Origin of the sequence: Streptomyces sp. NBC_00454 (assembly GCF_041434015.1) — a bacterium.
Classification (GTDB): domain Bacteria; phylum Actinomycetota; class Actinomycetes; order Streptomycetales; family Streptomycetaceae; genus Streptomyces.
In genome coordinates, this window is sequence record NZ_CP107907.1 from 4,954,779 (window position 1) to 4,972,430 (window position 17,652).

20 protein-coding genes are annotated in these 17,652 nt (G+C 70.3%); 14 read left to right on the forward strand and 6 right to left on the reverse strand.

The genetic code is table 11. The features are described from left to right. The first annotated feature begins 1 nt into the window (after nucleotide 1). The 9 genes from OHU74_RS23050 to OHU74_RS23090 all read left to right on the forward strand — a co-directional run bounded on the left by OHU74_RS23050 (nucleotide 2) and on the right by OHU74_RS23090 (nucleotide 7,324). The gene (locus tag OHU74_RS23050) at nucleotides 2-1,366 is read left to right on the forward strand and encodes a CpaF family protein (protein ID WP_371617640.1); all 1,365 of its coding nucleotides are present in this window, start codon (nucleotides 2-4) and stop codon (nucleotides 1,364-1,366) included. Next, a complete protein-coding gene (locus OHU74_RS23055; RefSeq protein ID WP_371617641.1) occupies nucleotides 1,363-2,301 on the forward strand; it encodes a type II secretion system F family protein in 939 nt (312 codons plus the stop codon). Before OHU74_RS23050 ends, OHU74_RS23055 begins: the two co-directional genes overlap by 4 nt. Before the next feature lie 16 nt (nucleotides 2,302-2,317). Further along, the gene (locus OHU74_RS23060; protein ID WP_371619775.1) at nucleotides 2,318-3,208 is read left to right on the forward strand and encodes a DUF5936 domain-containing protein; all 891 of its coding nucleotides are present in this window, start codon (nucleotides 2,318-2,320) and stop codon (nucleotides 3,206-3,208) included. Nucleotides 3,209-3,213: 5 nt separating this feature from the next. Next, a complete protein-coding gene (locus OHU74_RS23065; protein WP_371617642.1) occupies nucleotides 3,214-4,410 on the forward strand; it encodes a sensor histidine kinase in 1,197 nt (398 codons plus the stop codon). Beyond that, a complete protein-coding gene (locus tag OHU74_RS23070) occupies nucleotides 4,410-5,099 on the forward strand; it encodes a response regulator (protein WP_371617643.1) in 690 nt (229 codons plus the stop codon). Before OHU74_RS23065 ends, OHU74_RS23070 begins: the two co-directional genes overlap by 1 nt. Nucleotides 5,100-5,209: 110 nt before the next feature. Further along, the gene (locus OHU74_RS23075; protein WP_371617644.1) at nucleotides 5,210-5,455 is read left to right on the forward strand and encodes a hypothetical protein; all 246 of its coding nucleotides are present in this window, start codon (nucleotides 5,210-5,212) and stop codon (nucleotides 5,453-5,455) included. Continuing rightward, complete coding sequence (locus OHU74_RS23080) at nucleotides 5,455-6,063, forward strand: pilus assembly protein TadG-related protein (protein WP_371617645.1); 609 nt, start codon at nucleotides 5,455-5,457, stop codon at nucleotides 6,061-6,063. Before OHU74_RS23075 ends, OHU74_RS23080 begins: the two co-directional genes overlap by 1 nt. A gap of 30 nt (nucleotides 6,064-6,093) precedes the next feature. After that, complete coding sequence (locus OHU74_RS23085; RefSeq protein ID WP_371617646.1) at nucleotides 6,094-6,684, forward strand: hypothetical protein; 591 nt, start codon at nucleotides 6,094-6,096, stop codon at nucleotides 6,682-6,684. Nucleotides 6,685-6,688: 4 nt separating this feature from the next. Further along, entirely contained in the window at nucleotides 6,689-7,324 is a 636-nt protein-coding gene (locus OHU74_RS23090; RefSeq protein ID WP_371617647.1) for an OmpA family protein, read from the forward strand. A 329-nt stretch (nucleotides 7,325-7,653) separates the two neighbouring features. Here OHU74_RS23090 and OHU74_RS23095 read toward each other — a convergent pair whose 3' ends face one another. From OHU74_RS23095 to OHU74_RS23110, 4 genes are all read right to left on the reverse strand, one after another. Next, a complete protein-coding gene (locus OHU74_RS23095) occupies nucleotides 7,654-8,124 on the reverse strand; it encodes a DIP1984 family protein (protein WP_371617648.1) in 471 nt (156 codons plus the stop codon). 86 nt (nucleotides 8,125-8,210) lie between these two features. Then, nucleotides 8,211-10,400 carry a PQQ-binding-like beta-propeller repeat protein gene (locus tag OHU74_RS23100; protein ID WP_371617649.1) on the reverse strand — a complete coding sequence of 730 codons (2,190 nt, stop codon included), beginning with the start codon at nucleotides 10,398-10,400 and terminating at the stop codon, nucleotides 8,211-8,213. A 109-nt stretch (nucleotides 10,401-10,509) separates the two neighbouring features. Further along, nucleotides 10,510-10,701 carry a hypothetical protein gene (locus tag OHU74_RS23105; protein WP_371617650.1) on the reverse strand — a complete coding sequence of 64 codons (192 nt, stop codon included), beginning with the start codon at nucleotides 10,699-10,701 and terminating at the stop codon, nucleotides 10,510-10,512. An 11-nt stretch (nucleotides 10,702-10,712) separates the two neighbouring features. After that, nucleotides 10,713-11,564, reverse strand: coding sequence for a helix-turn-helix domain-containing protein (locus OHU74_RS23110; protein WP_371617651.1), 852 nt, complete (start codon nucleotides 11,562-11,564; stop codon nucleotides 10,713-10,715). 227 nt (nucleotides 11,565-11,791) lie between these two features. On the opposite strand from OHU74_RS23110, the gene OHU74_RS23115 reads away from it, so the two are divergent. The 3 genes from OHU74_RS23115 (at nucleotide 11,792) to OHU74_RS23125 (ending at nucleotide 13,857) form a co-directional block, all read left to right on the forward strand. Further along, a complete protein-coding gene (locus OHU74_RS23115) occupies nucleotides 11,792-12,310 on the forward strand; it encodes an ATP-binding protein (protein ID WP_371617652.1) in 519 nt (172 codons plus the stop codon). A gap of 127 nt (nucleotides 12,311-12,437) precedes the next feature. Then, nucleotides 12,438-13,499, forward strand: a complete 1,062-nt coding sequence (locus OHU74_RS23120) for a S8 family serine peptidase (protein ID WP_371617653.1) — start codon at nucleotides 12,438-12,440, stop codon at nucleotides 13,497-13,499. Nucleotides 13,500-13,569: 70 nt separating this feature from the next. Next, nucleotides 13,570-13,857, forward strand: a complete 288-nt coding sequence (locus OHU74_RS23125; RefSeq protein ID WP_371617654.1) for a hypothetical protein — start codon at nucleotides 13,570-13,572, stop codon at nucleotides 13,855-13,857. Between the two features lie 86 nt (nucleotides 13,858-13,943). Here the strand turns inward: OHU74_RS23125 and OHU74_RS23130 are convergent, their stop codons facing one another. After that, a complete protein-coding gene (locus OHU74_RS23130) occupies nucleotides 13,944-15,434 on the reverse strand; it encodes an SH3 domain-containing protein (protein ID WP_371617655.1) in 1,491 nt (496 codons plus the stop codon). Between the two features lie 315 nt (nucleotides 15,435-15,749). Here OHU74_RS23130 and OHU74_RS23135 point away from each other — a divergent pair, with 315 nt between their 5' ends. After that, nucleotides 15,750-16,163: a DUF1992 domain-containing protein gene (locus tag OHU74_RS23135; protein WP_371617656.1), complete on the forward strand. Its 414-nt coding sequence runs from the start codon at nucleotides 15,750-15,752 to the stop codon at nucleotides 16,161-16,163. 237 nt (nucleotides 16,164-16,400) lie between these two features. Next, nucleotides 16,401-17,135 (forward strand): hypothetical protein, encoded by a 735-nt coding sequence (locus OHU74_RS23140; protein WP_371617657.1) that lies wholly within the window; start codon nucleotides 16,401-16,403, stop codon nucleotides 17,133-17,135. Between the two features lie 26 nt (nucleotides 17,136-17,161). Here the strand turns inward: OHU74_RS23140 and OHU74_RS23145 are convergent, their stop codons facing one another. After that, nucleotides 17,162-17,605 carry a hypothetical protein gene (locus OHU74_RS23145; protein WP_371617658.1) on the reverse strand — a complete coding sequence of 148 codons (444 nt, stop codon included), beginning with the start codon at nucleotides 17,603-17,605 and terminating at the stop codon, nucleotides 17,162-17,164. Between the last annotated feature and the right edge of the window lie 47 nt (nucleotides 17,606-17,652).

Below are 17,652 nucleotides of genomic sequence, written 5' to 3' on the forward strand. Positions count from 1 at the left end.
CATGAGCCTGCGTTCCCGGGTCAACACGCCCGACGACCGCCACAGCCCCCGCGAGGACGGCCGGCTGGTCTCCTCGTACCGCGCCAAGCTGCTGGAGGAGATCGACCTCGCGGAGATGTCCGCGCTCGCGCCCGCCGAGCGCCGGGCGCGCCTGGAGCGCGTACTGGGCCACATCATCAGCCGCGAGGGCCCGGTCCTGTCCACCGCCGAGCGCGCCCAGCTGATCCGCCGCGTCGTCGACGAGGCCCTGGGCCTCGGCGTGCTCGAACCGCTACTGGAGGACCCGACCATCTCCGAGATCATGGTCAACGGGCCCGACCAGATCTTCGTGGAGCGCTCCGGCCGCGTGGAGCAGCTCCCGCTGCGCTTCGCCTCGCACGACCAGCTGATGCAGACCATCGAGCGCATCGTCTCCACCGTCAACCGCCGTGTGGACGAGGCCAATCCGATGGTCGACGCCCGTCTGCCCAGCGGCGAGCGCGTCAACGTCATCATTCCGCCGCTGTCCCTGACGGGCGCCACGCTCACGATCCGCCGCTTCCCCCGGGCCTTCACCCTGCACGAGATGGTCGGCCTGGGTTCCCTGGACGAGCACATGCTCCTGCTGCTGTCCGGGCTGGTGGCGGCCAAGATGAACGTGATCGTCTCCGGCGCCACCGGCACCGGCAAGACCACCCTCCTCAACGCCCTCTCCGGCCTGATCCCGGAGGGCGAGCGGATCATCACCATCGAGGACTCGGCCGAGCTCCAGCTCCAGCAGGCGCACGTGATCCGCCTCGAATCGCGCCCGGCGAACGTGGAGGGCAAGGGCCGGATCACCATCCGCGACCTCGTCCGCAACTCCCTGCGCATGCGCCCCGACCGCATCATCGTCGGCGAGGTCCGCGGCGGCGAGACCCTCGACATGCTCCAGGCGATGTCCACGGGCCACGACGGCTCCCTGGCCACCGTCCACGCCAACAGCTCGGAGGACGCCCTGATGCGCCTCCAGACCCTCGCCTCCATGTCGGAGGTGGAGATCCCCTTCGAGGCGCTCCAGGACCAGATCAACAGCGCCGTCAACGTCGTCGTCCAGCTGACCCGCTTCGGCGACGGCACGCGCCGCATCACCGAGATCTCCATCCTCGACTCGCACGGCCGCGAACCGTTCCGGATCATCCCGGTCTGCCGCTTCGTCCCCCAGCCGATGGGCGCGGACACCCGCGTCCAGGGCTACTTCGCCTACTACCCCCTGCCGCGCCGCATCGCGGACCGCCTCTACATGAACAGCCAGCCGATCCCGCAGGCCTTCGGCGTGGCCCTGCCCGAAGACCCACTCACGTCCGGCATCACCATGCCGCGCACGATCGGCGGGCCCGCCCTGTGAACCCCTACGTCTCCCTCACCCTCGCCGCCACCCTGCTCTCCTGCCTGTTCGTGATCTGGGGCGTCCACGCCTACTCCAAGGGCCGCGCCCAGCGCGCCGCCCTCATCGACCGGCTCTCGGCGAGCGGAGCCCCCGAGCCGCTCGGCCGCGTACGCCGCTTCCGCTCCCTGGACCGCCGGCTGCGGCGCACGCAGCTGGGCAAGCGCATCGAGATCAAGCTGGCCACCACCGGACTGGACGTGACCCCGGGGGAGTTCTTCGCCTACATGCTCGCCTCGGTCGCGGCGGTCTGGCTCCTGGCCGCCTCCCTCCTGGCCCCCTTCTTCGGCCCGGTCGCGGGCGCCATCGGCCTCTGGTCGGCCAACGCCTTCCTCACCTGGCAGCGCACCCGCCGCACCGAACGCTTCATCAGCCAACTCCCCGAACTGGCCCGCATCCTGGCCAACGCCACCCAGGCCGGCCTCGCCCTGCGCACGGCCATCGACGTCGCGGCGGAGGAGCTCGAAGCCCCGGCGGGCGAGGAGTTGACCCGTGTCGCCGACCGCCTGGCCATCGGCCACTCCATCGAGGAGTCGCTGAGCGAGCTCACGGAACGCCTGCCCTCCCGGGAGCTGGTCGTCCTGGTCTCCACCCTGGTCCTGTCGGCGCGGGCGGGCGGGGCGATCGTGGGCAGCCTGCGCAACCTCACGGTCACCCTGGAACAGCGCAAGGAGACCCGGCGCGAGGTCCGCACCCAGCTCTCCCAGGTGACGGCGACGGCGTACCTGGTCCCGGCGATCGGGCTCGGCTCGCTGCTCCTGGTGAACGCGATGATGCCGGGCGCCCTGGACCGCATGACCGGGGCCTTCATCGGCCAGACGGCCGTCCTGGTGTCGATCGGCCTCTTCACCCTGGGATTCGTCCTCATCCGCCGTATGTCGAAGATCGACGTGTGAGGAGCCTGAAACCGTGATCGCTCTGCTCCTGGCCGTCGTGGTGGGCCTCTCCGTCTTCGGGATCTTCCATGGCGTCCGCCTCTACCGCGCCGAGACCAAACTCCCCACCGACCTCGCCCTGGCCCTGGAGGTCGGCGCCACCCGTACGACGGCCGTCGGCTCGGCCATCGACCGGATGGGCATCCGCTACGCGCCGCTGGTCCTGCGCCTGATGGGCCCCGCCCGAGTGGCGCGCAAACGCCGCCAGATCGACTCGGCGGGCAACCCGGCGGGCCTCACCATCGACCGCTACGCGGCCCGCCGCGCGGTGTACGGGTTCCTGGGCGCCCTCGGCGCCTTCGCGATGTTGCTCAACGGCCAACTGGTCCCGGCCCTCCTCATGGTGGCCTTCGGACTGTTCTGGATCGAGGTCGGCCTGTGGTCGGCGGTCCGCATCCGCCGCGACCACATCGAGCGCACGCTCCCCGACTTCCTGGACGTCCTCGCGGTCGTGGTCAGCGCGGGCCTCGGCTTCCGCCAGGCCCTGGCCCGGGTGGCGGACAAGTACGAGGGCCCGTGGGCGGACGAAATCCGCATCACCCTCCAACAGATGGACATGGGAGTCAGCCGCCGCCAGGCCTTCGACGAGCTGCGCCGCCGCAACGACTCCGAGCAGGTGGCGCAGTTCGTCACCGCCCTCCAGCAGGGCGAGGAGCTGGGCTCCCCGATCGTGGAGACACTGATCGCGATCGCCGAGGACATGCGCCGCACGGATGCGCAGAACGCCCGCCGGCGGGCGGCCCGGGCGGTCCCGAAGGCCACGTTCGCCGTCACGACGTTCATGCTGCCGGGCACGCTGATCCTGCTGGTGTGCGGGTTCGTCTACGGCGCGAACGTCGACTTCGGCGCCCTGTTCGGAGGCGGGTGACCACCATGGCGGTACTGGACTACGCGCTGCCGGCGCCCACGGCCCTGCCCCCCTCCCCGACCCTCCAGGTGAACGCGCTCCGGGCGCTGTGCCGCCAGGTCTTCGCGTTCCGCTTGGTGATGATCGCCCTGGGCGCACCCCTGGCCCTGGCACGGACGGCACCCGGAGCCCCGACCTACCTGGTCGCCGGCGCGATCGTCCTCACCTTCATGCTGTCCTACGTCCTCTTCCGCGACTGGGAACGCTTCGGCCCGCTGCTCCTGCGCCACCGCTGGCTCCTGGCGGCGGACATGGGCCTCAGCGCCCTCCTCCTGATCACGGCCACCCCCGAGTCCCCCCTCGGCTTCGTCTCCCTGTGCACCCCACTGCTGGCCGGGCTGGTCTACGGGTGGCGCGGCTCGGCGGTCTACGCGGCCGCCCAGGCGGTCGCGGTAGCTGCCCTGGCCCACACGCTGACCCTTCCGGCCCTCTGCCTCCTCGCAGGGGCCGCGGGGTCCTGCCTGCGCGACCTCCTCTTCCGCTTCGGCGCGGCGAGCCAGGCCCTGACCGAGACCCGGGCCCGCCTGGCGGTCACCGAAGCCATCCGCGCGGAGCGCGACCACCTGGCCCGGGAGATGCACGACTCGGTGTCGAAGACCCTGCACGGCCTGGCCCTGACCGCGGACGCCCTGGCCCGCACCACCGACCCGTCGACGCTCCGCGGCCAGGCGGAAGCCTTGTCGGCGGCCGCCCGTACCGCCGCGGCGGAGTCGCGAGCCCTGCTGACGGACCTGCGGCGCGACCTGGACACCCCCGGGGTGTCGCTGCTCCCGGAACTCCGCCGCCTGACGGAAGGCGCGGAGCTCCGCACGACGGGAGTCCTCCCGGCGGTCCCGGCCGCGGTGGCCCGACACCTGCTGGCGGTGGCTTCGGAGGCCCTGGAGAACGCGCGCCGCCACGCGGGGCCGGCGCGTGTCCGGGTCTCCCTGGCCGCCGACCCCACCCACCTCACCCTGACGGTGGAGGACGACGGCCTCGGCCTCGGGGGCGGGGGCGCTGCGGACCTCCCCTCACTCGCACGCGGGGGCCACTTCGGACTGCTCGGCATGACGGAACGCGCGGCCGCGATCGGCGCCCGCCTGCACATCGGTCCCGGCACGGGCGGCGCGGGCTGCCGGGTCCGCCTGGACCTGCCGCTGGCGGCGCTGGACGGCGGTGCGTGATGTCTACTGTGCTGCGCGTCCTCATCGCGGACGACAACCCGGTGGTCCGAGCCGGCCTGACCGCTTTGCTTACGGCGACCGAAGGCATCGAGGTGGTGGCCGAAGCCGCGGACGGCCGCGAGGCGCTGCGGCTGACCCGACTGCACGCCCCGGAGGTCGTCCTGCTGGACGTCCGCATGCCGGGGGTGGACGGCATCTCGGCCCTCCCGCACCTGGTGCGGCTGGCCCCGGTCCTGATGCTCACCTACAGCCGGGAGTCGGAAATCGTCCGAGAGGCGTTGCTCTTGGGCGCGGGCGGCTACCTGGTCCACGGTGAGTTCACCCCCGATGACCTGATCCGAGCGGTCCGGGACGTCCGCGAAGGCCGCCCCCATTTCACGCCATCGGCGGCGAGCACGTTGCTCGCGGAGCTGCGGACCTCTTCGCAACCGCAACGAACTGTGGCACAGTCTTCTGAGCGTCTGCACAACTCGGTTGCCTTCGGGCTCAGTTCGCGGGAGGTGGAGGTCATGGAACTCATCGCGTCGGGGATGAACAACCAGCAGATCGCCGCCACGTGCTTCATCAGCGAGAAGACGGTCAAGAACCACATCAACCGCATCTTCGCCAAGCTGCAGAGCTCGACGCGAAGCGAGGCGATAGCGCGCTGGCTGGGAACGGCCCGTCCAGGGGTGAGTGGCCATGGGTAGACGGAGTGCGCAGTGGGTCCGTAATTGGGCCCCGGGACCCTTGGTAACGAGTGGTAACTCGGCGTACCGTCCGCAAACCACCAGCGGCACCCGACCGGGAGGGATCCCTCATGTCACACAGCACGCTGCTGAAGGCAACCGTTCAGACCAAGATCCGCGTGAGTGGATGGATGGACACGGCCGTCACGCGGACGCGCAAGCGGTATGCGGCCACGGACCGGGGGCAGACGGCCTTCGAATACCTGGGCATCATCCTGGTGGTCGTGGTGATCATCGGAGCGATTGTCGGTTCTGGTGTCGGCTCGGAGATCACCACGCGAATCAAGGATGCGGTGAAGAACATCAAAGCCGGCTAATGACGACGCGCGTGGAGCATGGGCGTGATCGTGGGCAGGCCTTCCCCATCTACGTGGTGATGGTGGCGGGCCTGCTCTTTGCTGCCCTGGCATTCTTCGTCATTGGTCAGGCAGCGGTGACGCGCAGCGATGCGCAAGGTGCTGCTGACGCGGCGGCACTGGCGGCTGCCCGGGAAGCCAGGGATCACCTAGTGCCTGGCGTGGTCCTTGTGGATCTCCGGCCGGGCGACTGGGAGGACATCCTCAACGGCAAACTCTTCTACACGGCGGGTGCCTGTACGGAGGCGATGAACTTCGCCGAGAGGAATGGCGCCAAAGCGACCTGCGACCCGTCACCACTCAGCTTTTCGGTCGCAGTGCAGACGGACGGCACCGTGGGAAAGTCGGTGATCCCGGGAACCGAGACCATGCACGGGACAGCCAATGCCACTGCGGTGATCGAACCCCGTTGTCATCTTGTGCAGCCCTTGCCTGCCGACGGCGCTGCGCAGCCCGGTCCCATCAAGATCGCGTGCAAGGGAGGGAAGGAAGTCACCTTCGACCCTTCGAAACCGGATCCGTGGCGCACGTTGGGCAGAAGTCTCTTCGATGTGCGACTGACCGATTGACAGTGAACGACAGACAAGGAAGCAGCACACATGAGCATGCGGCAAACGGTGAAGGTCCGCGGGGGAGCGGCCGTTGTGGTTGCAGCGGTCTTGGCCCTCACGTTGTCCGGGTGCGGTGGTAGTGGTGGCGACAAGACGAAGACTCCTGAGCAGTCTTCGCCGCCGCAGTCGCAAGGGGCGGGAACTCAGGGGCCTGCTCCGAGTAAGGGGCAGAGCTCAGAGCCGACCGAGGTGATTGCCACGCTCGCTGGACAGGCCGGCATGACTCTGACGATCAATTCGGTTCACAGGGATCCCGGTGGCTTCCTCACTGTCAGCGGGCAGATCAAGAACACGGGCAGTGAGTCGTTCACGCGCACATCGGACTGGCGTGGGATTGAACTGAAGGGGAGCGGAGAGTCTGTAGCGGGGGCAACTCTGGTCGACAAGGTGGGTAAGAAGCGCTACTACGTACTTCGGGATACCGAGTCCAGGTGCTTGTGCACGACGGGAATCTCCAGCGTCGATGCCGGCCAGACAGTCCCCTTCTTCGCGCAGTTCCCGGCACCGCCTGCCTCCACCAGTGAGGTTGAGTTCAGCCTCCCGACCTTCGCTACGGCGACCGTCAAAATCTCCGGGTGACCCCATGACCAAACGTCGCAGCACCGCCGCCGCAACCGTCATCGGCCTCGTCATCGCCGGGGCGCATTTGATCGGTGCCACTGCCGCATCCGCAGATGACGTCACGCCGTCCGTACCTCCCGGAACAGAGCCGTCAGCAGCCGCTCCCGTGCAGCTGGACCCCAACGCCCCCGGGCTCAAGATCCCCCAAGGCGGCACCCTCGCGCCCATCAAGGTGCTGGACATCGCCGAGGTGGTCGAGGACCTCGGAGGGGAGCAGCGGCGGCAGGAGACGAACCAGACCGTCATGATGGCGCTGCAGTCCGAGGTGATGTTCCCGGAGGACAGTGCGATCTTCAACGCCCAGGCGGCCGCGCGGATACAGGCCATCGCGCAAGAGATCAACACGCAGAAGGCCACCCGCGTCCGCGTCTTCGGTTTCACGGACGACCAGGGCAGCTACGAGCACGGCAAGGAGCTCTCCAAGAAGCGCGCCGACGCCGTACAGGCAGAGCTGGCGAAGACCGTGACGAATCCCAGTGTCGTCTTCGACGTGCGCGGCTACAGCGAGGACTACCCGATCGCCGACAACGGCACCGAGGAAGGCCGCAAGAAGAACCGCCGGGTCGAGATCACCTTCCCGCGCGGCTCCGGCCAGTAGGGCTTCGGGTCTCGGGGTGCAAAGCAGAACCGGCGGTCGCCGTCGACGGGATGTGATGTCGACCGCGACCGCCGGAAGAGGTCGTGTGGAGAGCCCCGAACCCGCCCTCACCGCTTCGGATCTGCACGTGGTGATGTGCCGTGTGTTGTGCACTGTTACTTGTGTGCCGTGCTGAGCTGCACTGTCAATGGGGACTCGAACCCCCGCGTTGCTCTTCACACACCAAGAGTGGGTCGGAAAAAACCGCCGGCCCTCGGTTTGTGCTCGCCTCCGAAGCGACTACCTGCTCCACATGACCCCGTCCTGCCGGACGGACGGGCGGACCCCGTTCAGTCCAGCAGGTCGGCTTCCCAGTTCGTGCGCTGGATGCGCACGTCGAGTTCGCGGATCTCCCGCGCGAGGACGTCCGCCTGGCCGCGCAGGTCCGCGACCGGTAGCGCCGAGAGGGTCACCAGTTCCGAGCGCAGCTGGCGGCCGTAGCCCCGTTCGCCCGTACCCGCCGCCGCGTCCGCCGCCGCCGTGACCACCGAGTGGCGCAGCCGCAGTACGTCCCTGCGTGCGAGCGCGTCGGTGAGGGTGCCGTCCGGGCCCATGTCGATGGTGGCGTTGGTGCGGTTGATCCGCCGGATCAGGGACTCCAGGGTGTCCATCGCCTCGCCGGCGTCGGCCAGCAGCTGTGCCGCGTCCTCGGAGGGCGGTTCGCCCTCCTGGTACCGCGCGTTGCTGACCACGCGCGCCCGCAGTTGTTCCACGCGCCGCGTCGTGTCCTTGCGTTCCGCAAGTGCCTCGGCAAGCTTCACCGGTACCACCTCCTGTTCCTCGTCCGCCGTGCGTCTCGCAGCAGTGTACGGATGTGAAGTCGTGTGGGCCCGTCCCTTTTTCGGGGTCAGGCGGGGAGGTCTCCGGAGGTGGCGTTGATGGCCACTACGCCGTTTTCGTTCGTGACGTAGACCAGGCCGTTGGCGACGAGGGGGGCGTTCCACCGGTTTTGGGCGTGTACCTTGGCGCCGGTTCGGACCGTCCATTTCTGGAAGCCGTCGGTCGCATCGAGGGCGTAGACGGTTCCGTACATGTCTTCCAGGTCGGCCACGTACACCCTGCCGTCCGCCACGGTCGGTGTGGAGGGGATGAAGGGGCCGTTGATGTCGTAGGTCCACTTCTTGGTGCCCGTCTTCGCGTCCAGTGCGTGGAGGCTCTTGTCGCCGCCACCCACGAAGACGGTGCCCGAAGCGACGACCGGGGGTGAGGGGCGGAACCAGGAGTCGGTGTCCGCCCCGCGCTTGAGGGACACGGACCACTTCTTGGTGCCGGTGGCGGCGTCCACGGCGTAGAGGCTGTCGTCATTGGCGGTGGCGAAGACGAGGCCGTCGGCCACCGCAGCGGTCTTGAAGTACTGGCCCCCCTCGCGGAACGCCCACCTTCGGGCGCCGTTCACCGCGTCCAGGGCGTACAGGCCCGGTTCGGTGCCTGCGACGCCGATGTAGACCGTGCCTTCGGCCACGGTCGGGGCGCAGAAGACCTTGTCTCCGGTGGGGAAGTTCCAGACCTCCCGGCCAGAGTTGGTGTCGAGGCAGTAGACCTTCCCGTCCTTGCTGCCGAAGAAGACCCTCTCCCTGGCCACGGCGGGCCGGCCGGGGATGTAGTCCCCGGCGGCGAACGTCCACCTCTCGCTGCCGCTGCGCGCGTGCAGTGTGCCGTCGGAGTCGCCGAAATACAGCATGCCGTCGGCCACCGTGAGTTCGCCCACCTCGCGCGTGAATTTGACCTGCGCCTGTTCCGTCCCGGTGAGCGCGTCCAAGCCGTAGATCGTATAGCCGTCGGTGAAGCGGAGCGTGCCGGACGACAGGACCGGGGGCGTCGGCAGGACGGTCTTCGCTTCGAAGCGCCAGCCGCGCGGTCCGGGACTCGGCTTCCCGCCCGAGGGAGCCCCCGTGTTGCTGCCGGGTCCGGCGGAGGGTGTGCCGTGGTTGCCGTCCCGGGAGAGCAGCGCGGCCGTGGTGCCGGCCGCCACCACCGCGGCCGCGCCGAGGCCGAGCCACAACGCCTGCCTGCGGGAGGGGTGTTGGGGTGGCTTGCTGTCCTCTTCCTTCGTCGCTACGGGGTCTTCGGCCTTCGCCGTGGCGATGGGGCGCGGGGGCCCGGGCGGGGGCGCCGCCGCCGTCTCGGTGGCCAGGCTGTGGAGGGGGTCGGGTGAGGGGCCGAACCCGGCGGGGGGTTCCGCGGGCAGGTCGGCCACGTCGAGGGGGAGGGGTGTGACGGGCGCCGCGGCCGGGACGTGCAGGGCGCGCAGGGCGTCGTGGACCTCGGAGGCGGAGGCCGGGCGGTCCTGGGGGGACTTCGCCAGGAGGCTCAGGATCAGGGCGTCGAGTGCGGCCGGGACGTCCGCGCGGAGCGTGCCGGGCGCGGCGGGGGCCTTGTTGAGGTGGGCGGTCATCATTGCCACCGGCCCGGTGGCCTCGAACGGCGTGCTGCCGGTGAGGAGTTCGTGCAGGACGCAGCCGAACGCGTACAGGTCCGAGCGGGCGTCCCCGCTCTGCTCGTCGAAGCGTTCGGGCGCCATGTAGGCGAGCGTGCCCATGACCTTGCTGGACTTGTCGCTGGCCGCCATGTAGCGGGCGATCCCGAAGTCCAGGATCTTGATCTCGCCGCCCGTGGTGAGCATCAGGTTGGCGGGCTTGAGGTCCCGATGCACGATGCCCGCCGCGTGGGCGGCGGCCAGCGCGGCCGCGCCCTGGGCGGCCCACCCGACGGCGTCGGCCACCGGGGGAGTGCCGTCCTGGCGCAGCACCGCCGCCAGGTCCCGGCCCTCGATGTACTCCATGACCAGGAACAGCGTTCCGTCGGCCGGGTCCTGGCCCATGTCGTGGACGGTGACGACGCCGCGGTGGTTGAGGCCGCCCGCGGTGCGCGCCTCGCGGAAGAACAACTCGGCGCCGCTGGGGTCGCCTTGGTTGTGGGGCAGGAGTTTGACCGCGACGTGGCGGTCGATCACCCGGTCCCGGCCCGCCCAGACCTCCCCCATGCCGCCCCGGCCCACGAACGCCGTCAGCTCGTACCGGCCCGCAAGAACGCGCACAGCCACTCTCCCCCGTCGCCCCGGGACACTCCGCCCCACCTTGCGAACGTGCCCCATTGAACCCCAGAACCCCAGACCCCCGGGGGACGGGAGGCCGGGCGCCCGGCGCCTACAGCAGGTGGTCGGCCTTGCCGGCCTTGATGTCCCGGATCAGCTGTTGCAGGGCCTCGCGGCTGTCGGTGAGGTACGTGTCCTCCTGGCCGGAGAGGGTGATGTAGCTGTTGCCGTCCCCGTCCACCCCGATCCGGTAGCAGCTCGCTCCCTCGCCGCAGAAGGCGTCTTCCCAGTCGATGTCAGCCATCGTTGTCCCCCTCAGAGCTCGCGAGCCAGGTTGTGGATGAACTCCCGTGATGGGTCGGGAGGCAGGCTGAGCTGTTCCATCCAGTCCAACTGGGCACGGTATTTGGACAGCTGTGCTTCGGTGTGCAGGAATTCGGCGCCGTGCGTGCTGTCGATCTGCACGGTGTCGAGCTGTGGGACCGCCCCCTCCAGGTAGTTGACGGTCTGCCCGGCGCCCGGGAACCCCTCGGCCTCGAAGGTCAGGACGCGCAGCGTGACGTTGTCCCGCTCGGAGGCGTGGAGCAGGTGCTCCAGCTGTGCCCGGGCGACCTTGCGTCCGCCGAACCGCATGCGCAGCGCGGCCTCGTGCACGACCGCGACGTACTCGGGGGTCGAGTCGCCCACGAGCGCCTGCTGGCGCTCCAGTCGGTGGGCCAGGCGCAGGGCGACTTCCTGTTCCGGGAGGGCGGGCACGACGAACCGGAAGACGGCGAGGGCGTGATCGCTGGTCTGGAGCAATCCCGGGACGTGCATCGAGTGCGCGCACCTCATGCGGGTCGCGTGGGCCTCCAGCTCGGCGATGTCGAGCACCGCGGCCGACAGCGAGCCGCGGTAGCGCTCCCACCAACCGCGCTTCTGCGGCCGTGCCATGGCGACCAGGGCGTCGATGTACCGCTCGTCCGCGCAGTCGCAGTGGCAGGCCAGGGATCGGAGCCGCTCCTCGCTGATGGCCCGGTTGCCCTGCTCGATGGCCGAGATCTTGGAGCGGTCCAGGCCGAGGAGTCCGGCGGCGGACTCGGCGGACACGTCTGCCGCCAGCCTCATCCGGCGCAGCTCGGAGCCCAGTCGCTTCTGCCGTTCGGTCGGCGAGGTCCTTGGTGGCATGTGTGCAGTGTGCCGTGTGACAGGTCCCGGTATCCACGGGGGGACCATTCTCCGCGAGCAGGTGGCCAATAGCCCACCTCCATCGCTACAGTTGGTAATGCGCCGCTCACGCAAGGGAGTTGAAGTGCACCGCCCCGCCATGCGATCCCGCATGCCCCGGCGGCAGGCCACTACCCCCACCGCGAGAGCAGTGACCGTCACCCACGTCACGACGCAGGGAGTCCGTCATGCCCATCCCCTTCACGCCGCCGCCCGCCGCCCACTTCGCCGTATGCCCGACGGGCCCGGCTCCGGCCGCCGACGGTGAACCACCCTCCCCGGACGGGCTGGCGTGCAGCCTGACCCTGCCGGGGGAGCCGTGCAGCTCGCAGATCGCGCGCAGCACCGTACGGTCCGCCCTGCACGCCCACCGGCTCGATCCGCTCGCGCCCGCCGCCGTGCAGGTCGCCGGGGAACTCGTCGCTGCCGCTTGGTACTTGGACCCGGGGCGGAGCCTGTACCTGTCCGTCCGCCACCGCGACGGCTTCCTCCGGCTCACCGCCTACGACGGCCACGTCCCCCACACCCACCCCCGCCTCGCCGCCCACTGCGAGGCCCGCCGCCGGGGTGCGCTGCGGGTGATGTCGGCGGTGGTCAAGGACTGCGGCGGGTCGTGGGGGTTCGGGGAATCGCGTGAGCCGGGTGGCGGGACGCGGACCTGGGCGAGCCTGCCGGTGGCGGGGGCCGCCGGGTATCTCACCTCCTGAAAGGAGGTGGGCGCTGGACCTGTGGGCCACGTCATATCCCGGCGCCTTTGACTGTTGGAGGCGATCTTGACAGCTTGGCCGATCCATTCGGTCACGCGCAGCGTGACCCGGAAACCCGGAGACCCACGTGAAGAAAGCGTTAGTTCCGGCCCTGGCGGCGTTCGCCGCCCTGGTGCTCGCGGCCGCGATACCGGCGGCCGCCGCCACCGCGGACACGCGGCCCGCGTCCACCCGGATCACCGACAGCTGGGCGCTGGCCCGCATCACCCAGACCGGCCCCGTCCCGGCGGGGCAGTCGTCCTACAGCTACACCACGCAGTCGCAGGGCGAGGGCGTCAACGCGTACATCATCGATTCCGGCATCGACATCTCCCACCCCGACTTCGAGGGACGGGCGTCGGTGGAGTACGACCCCTTCGGGAACGGCCCCAACGACTGCACCGGGCACGGCACTGGCCTGGCCGAGAACCTGGGCGGCCGCACCTACGGGGTCGCGAAGAAGGTGAACCTCCTCGCCGTCCACACCCAGCCCTGCGGCGGCGGAGGGACCAACCAGGACTTCATCAACGCCATCAACTGGGTCGCCGCCCACCACAAGAGCCCCGCAGTGGCCGTCTTCGCGCACAACTGGAACGGCTTCGGCTACTACGGCCTCATGAACGAGGTCTCGGTGGCCATCAACAACCTCGCCCAGTCCGGGGTCTTCGTGGCCGTCTCGGCAGGCAATCCCACGGACGCCGGCTGGCTCTTCCCCGCCGCCAACCAGCGGTACGCGGTCGAGAACCCGCCCGCCAACGCCAGTCAGGCCCTCGTGGTGATGGGCACGGCCCCGGACGACACCGTCCCGCTGGGCCTCGTCCCGAACCCCGGGTGCAACAACTACAAGGCGTGGAGCGCGGTGGGCGGCGACATCTACGCTCCCGGGTTCCCGGTCAAGACCATCAAGGAAGTCCCCAACGCGCACAACAGCCCGTTCGTCAACGACTGCGGGACCTCCTACGCCGCCCCCATGGCGGCCGGAGTGGGCGCCCTCTACAAGGCCACGTACGGGGACGCACCCTCCGCCACCGTGAAGTCGTGGATCACCGCCCACGCCACCCAGGGTGCGGTCACCAACAACCCGCCCCAGGACGGGGGCAACACGAACACCTTCACCCCGAACCTGTTGCTGAACACCGGCGGGCTGTAGAAGGCTCGGCGAACATCCTCGGTGAAGGGGCACCAGTATGCGTAGAGGCCGTATCAGCAGGGAGCAGTTGATGCGGAACTTCGCATCGGCGCTGGCCGGATGCATGGAGGGGCGGGGGGTGCGCACCCACACGGAGCTGGACACGACCACCGAGAACGCGCTCTGGGCCATCGCCCGCGCCCGCCCCGAGCCCCCGGACGAACTCGTGGCCGCGGCCTACCGCGCCTTCGCGGGACAGCTCGACGGGACCAACGCGGTGGCGGAGCGGGAGGTGTTCATCCAGAAGCTGGTCCAGCGGGGGATGAGCGAGGAGACCGCCCGCGAGATGTTCGGGCGGGGGTTCAAGCGGGGCGGTTGAGCCCCGCCCGGAAACGACTTCGGTGCGCACCGGGGCTTGGAGCCCCGGTGCGCACCGAAGGGTGATTCAGGTCAGGTCAGGTCAGGTCAGCAGGTGGGGATGCGGTTCAGGTTCTCGGCGTAGCGGGCGGCGATCCAGCCGCGGCCGTCGGCGAGCTTGTACCAGAGGGAGTTGCCCGCGACCTCGGTGCCGTTGGTCTTGCACATCACCTGGACCTCGGCGCCGTGCTTGATCACGCCGGTCTTGCCGTAGTGCGTGCCGGGGCCGGAGCGGATGTGCAGCTTCTCGCCGACGATGCGGGCGGTCGGCTTGCCGTGCGTGTTGCCCCCGCCGTGGTCCTTGCCACCGTGGTCCTTACCGCCATGGTCCTTACCGCCGTGGTCCTTGCCGCACTTGCACTTGCCGGGCTTGCCCTGGTCGCCCTTCGGGCCCTTGGGTCCCTGGTCACCCTTGGGTCCGCCGGGTCCGCGGTCGCCCTTCGGCCCCTGGTCACCCTTCGGTCCGCCCGGACCGCGCGATCCCGTAGGTCCGGCCGGGCCCGTGTCGCCGCGGTCGCCCTTGTCGCCCTTCGGGCCTCCGGCCGGGCCGGTGTCGCCCTTCGGGCCCTGGGGTCCGCCCGGACCGCGCGAACCCGTCGGTCCCGCCGGGCCGGTGTTGCCCGTCTCGCCGCGGTCGCCCTTGGGGCCCTGGTCGCCCTTCGGTCCGCCCGCCGGACCCTGGTCGCCCTTCGGGCCGGCCGGACCGGTGTCGCCCTTCGGACCCTGGGGGCCGCCGCTCGGACCCTGGTCGCCCTTGGGGCCGGTGGGCCCGGTGTCTCCCTTGTCGCCCTTCGGACCCTTGTGGCCCTGCGGACCCTTCGGCCCGTGGTCGCCCTTCTCCCCGCGCTCGCCCTTCTCGCCGCGGTCCCCCCGATCGCCGCGCTCGCCCTTCTCGCCGCGCTCGCCCCGGTCTCCCTTATCGCCCTTGTCGCCTTGGTCGCCCTTGTCACCCTTGGGCCCCGGCTTGCCGTGGTGGCCGGGCTTGCCCTCGTGGCCGTCGTGGCCCGGCTGCCCGTCGTGCCCGTCGTGGCCGTCGTCGCCCTTGGGGCCCGTCACCGGGGTGGACACCGCGTACAGGCCCGGAGAGGAGTCGCTCCCGGCTGCCCACTCGCCGCCGCCGAGGGTCGTGCCCTCGGGTGCGTCCGCGTCCACCCGTACGAGTACGCCCAGCCGGGTGTCGCTCTCCGCCGGGAAGGCGAAGCCCGCGCGGGTCCCGGCGTCGCAGGTCAGCTGGCGGGCGTCGCCGGAGCGCGTGCAGGGGGCTCCGGCGCGGTCGCCGTTCCAGTAGAAGCGGGCCTCGGGGAAGGTCGTCCGCTCCGGCGCGGTGATACGGAAGCTGCTGCTGAGCGCCCGATCGCCGCCGGTCTCCGCCACGATCACCACGCGGCCGGTCTTGCCCGCGGCGATGGAGGGGACGTACGGCTGGGAGAACCGGATGTGCGGCGAGCCGGCGGCGAAGGCCGGCGCGACCGGCAGCAGGCAGGACGCGGTGACGGCCGCGACTACCAGGGCGGCCGACGTGCAGCGGGAAGCAGACAAGGGTGTTTCCTCCGCGAGGAAAGGCGACGGAACCGGCATGTAACCGCCGAATGCGGTCTACCGGTGGACAAAAGGCCCGACACCAGTTAAAAGCTGATCATGCAACCCGGTAGTGCGCGACGCGGCCCCGGTCACCAAGCAGCCGCGTGATTCACCTGCCCGGCCGTGGTGTCCGCCTCTCGGGCCAGTGCGTACGCCGCCTCGCGCGAGCTGGAGTACCGGCTGCGCAAGGAGGTGTGGGCCTGCACCGGCAACTGCCCCGCTGAGCGGCGGCGATATGTTGGCAGGGACTCCCGAGACTCCCGAGGAGGCACGGTGACCGATCGCAAACCGCCCGGCGTCAGCTTCGAGTCCTTCGTGGACCGGCAGATCAGGCAGGCCGCCGAGCGCGGTGAGTTCGAGGAGCTGCCCGGCTTCGGCAAGCCGCTGGCCTCGCTCGACGCCCCGTACGACGAACTGTGGTGGATCAAGGGAAAGCTCCACGGCGAGGGCTTCGCGGTCCTCCCGCCGGCGCTCGCGCTCCGCAAGGAGGCCGAGGACGCGCGGGAGGCGGTCCGGGCGGCCCGCACCGAGCGCCAGGTCCGCGAGATCCTGACGGAGGTCAACGACAAGATCCGGGCGGCCCTGCGCAGGCCGCCGCAGGGACCGCCGCTGAACCTCACGGAGTTCGATGTCGAGGCCGTGCTGGCGGAGTGGCGCGAGGAGCGGGACGGGCGGGACAGGCCCTAGGGGGCGGGAGGTCCGGCACTAACCGGACGAAGTTGCTCCGGTTTGGGAAAATCTTTCATAACCGCAGGTAAAGACATGTGCCGACCCCTTGTCCCGCCCCTGCTTACCCGATGTGATGCGCGGGTCCCCCAGCTGATCCGGACCGGCCGAGGGCCGGGCCCGTCCGGGACCAGCCAACTCGCGGCGCCCGGGCGATCCGGCGCGCCGTGCATTCGAACACAGAGGTCGAACCACATCGTGCGTCTGATATCCCCCACCGCCAGGCTGCTCGCCCTCGCGGCGCTCCCGCTCGCGCTGGTCGCGTGTTCCCCCGACGGCTCGAAGGCCGCCGCGCCGGCCGCGAGCTCGCCGGCCGCCGCGAAGCCCTCCGCCGCGGCCGCCGACGACGGCCCCAACAAGGGCCTGCTGACGGGTACGCAGCTCAAGGCGGCGCTCGCACCCGCCACGTTCTTCCCCGAGGGCTACGCCGCCGACCCCGCGACCGCGCGCGACACCGGCGACACCTACCAGCTGCCCGAGGCCGCCTCCGTCCCCACCCCCGACTGCACCAAGCTCGGCGGGACTTCGTGGATCGAGATCACCGGGATCTCCGGAGTCTCCTTCGCGCAGGACTCCTACGTGAACAAGGACTCCTCCTCCGAGCAGGCCCAGGAGATCGACGTCTACCGCGGCAAGACCTCCGAAACCGTGCTCGCCGCGCTCGGCATGATCTCCAAGGCCTGCCCGAGCTACACCGACGCCGACACCCACAGCAAGGTGACGGTCACCGAGAAGCCCCTGGAGGGCGTGGGCGACGGCGCCTTCACCATCACCCTGACCAGCCCCGGCTGGAAGGGCGGCACCACGCTGGTCGCTGCGCGCGTCGGCACCTCGGTGGTGACCGTCCTCGTCAGCAGCGGCACCGACAAGGGCACGGCGGGCGCGACCAAGCTGACGAACCAGCTGGTGACCGCCCTCAAGGGCAAGGCCTGACCCCAGCCCGTTCCGGGCGGCAGCCCCTATGAGGAGGGGGAGGGGCTGCCGCTCGCGGGCTTCGGGACGTAGCAGGGGGAGGTGACGATGATGTAGGCGACTCCCTCGCCCGTCGTCTCATTCGTGACGCTGTTGCCCATCGTCATCCAGTAGTCGTCCGACTCGGTGCGCATGTGGACGCTGGTGCGCGGATCCGACCAGTCCCCATCCGAAGTGCTGTCCTGGAACTTGTAGCCCAAGGCGACCCACGCGTCCCGGACCTGCCGGACGAGCTGCCGCCCCGCAGAGCCCGGGACCCCTTTGAACTCGTAGCTGATGTGCACCTGGTGGCGGTCGGTGGAACTCGAGTCCGCGAGGCAGGTGCCGGCGCCGTAGCGACCGTCCTGCTTCGGCGTGGGCTTCGGTGACATGACGGCCAGGGCCTGCTGGACCAGTTCCTTCCCTCGCGCGACCGCCTGCTGGTCGTCCATCGCCAGCTTCCCCTGGTCCCACCACCACGACGGACAGTCCTCTGCGC

What these genes read in the sequence shown, in the direction of transcription:
- OHU74_RS23050 (WP_371617640.1), top strand. Translation starts at nt 2, where the DNA reads ATGAGCCTGCGTTCCCGGGTCAACACGCCCGACGACCGCCACAGCCCC.
- OHU74_RS23065 (WP_371617642.1), top strand. Translation starts at nt 3,214, where the DNA reads ATGGCGGTACTGGACTACGCGCTGCCGGCGCCCACGGCCCTGCCCCCC.
- OHU74_RS23070 (WP_371617643.1), top strand. Translation starts at nt 4,410, where the DNA reads ATGTCTACTGTGCTGCGCGTCCTCATCGCGGACGACAACCCGGTGGTC.
- OHU74_RS23075 (WP_371617644.1), top strand. Translation starts at nt 5,210, where the DNA reads ATGTCACACAGCACGCTGCTGAAGGCAACCGTTCAGACCAAGATCCGC.
- OHU74_RS23080 (WP_371617645.1), top strand. Translation starts at nt 5,455, where the DNA reads ATGACGACGCGCGTGGAGCATGGGCGTGATCGTGGGCAGGCCTTCCCC.
- OHU74_RS23085 (WP_371617646.1), top strand. Translation starts at nt 6,094, where the DNA reads ATGAGCATGCGGCAAACGGTGAAGGTCCGCGGGGGAGCGGCCGTTGTG.
- OHU74_RS23090 (WP_371617647.1), top strand. Translation starts at nt 6,689, where the DNA reads ATGACCAAACGTCGCAGCACCGCCGCCGCAACCGTCATCGGCCTCGTC.
- OHU74_RS23105 (WP_371617650.1), bottom strand. Translation starts at nt 10,701, where the DNA reads ATGGCTGACATCGACTGGGAAGACGCCTTCTGCGGCGAGGGAGCGAGC.
- OHU74_RS23110 (WP_371617651.1), bottom strand. Translation starts at nt 11,564, where the DNA reads ATGCCACCAAGGACCTCGCCGACCGAACGGCAGAAGCGACTGGGCTCC.
- OHU74_RS23115 (WP_371617652.1), top strand. Translation starts at nt 11,792, where the DNA reads ATGCCCATCCCCTTCACGCCGCCGCCCGCCGCCCACTTCGCCGTATGC.
- OHU74_RS23125 (WP_371617654.1), top strand. Translation starts at nt 13,570, where the DNA reads ATGCGGAACTTCGCATCGGCGCTGGCCGGATGCATGGAGGGGCGGGGG.
- OHU74_RS23145 (WP_371617658.1), bottom strand. Translation starts at nt 17,605, where the DNA reads ATGGACGACCAGCAGGCGGTCGCGCGAGGGAAGGAACTGGTCCAGCAG.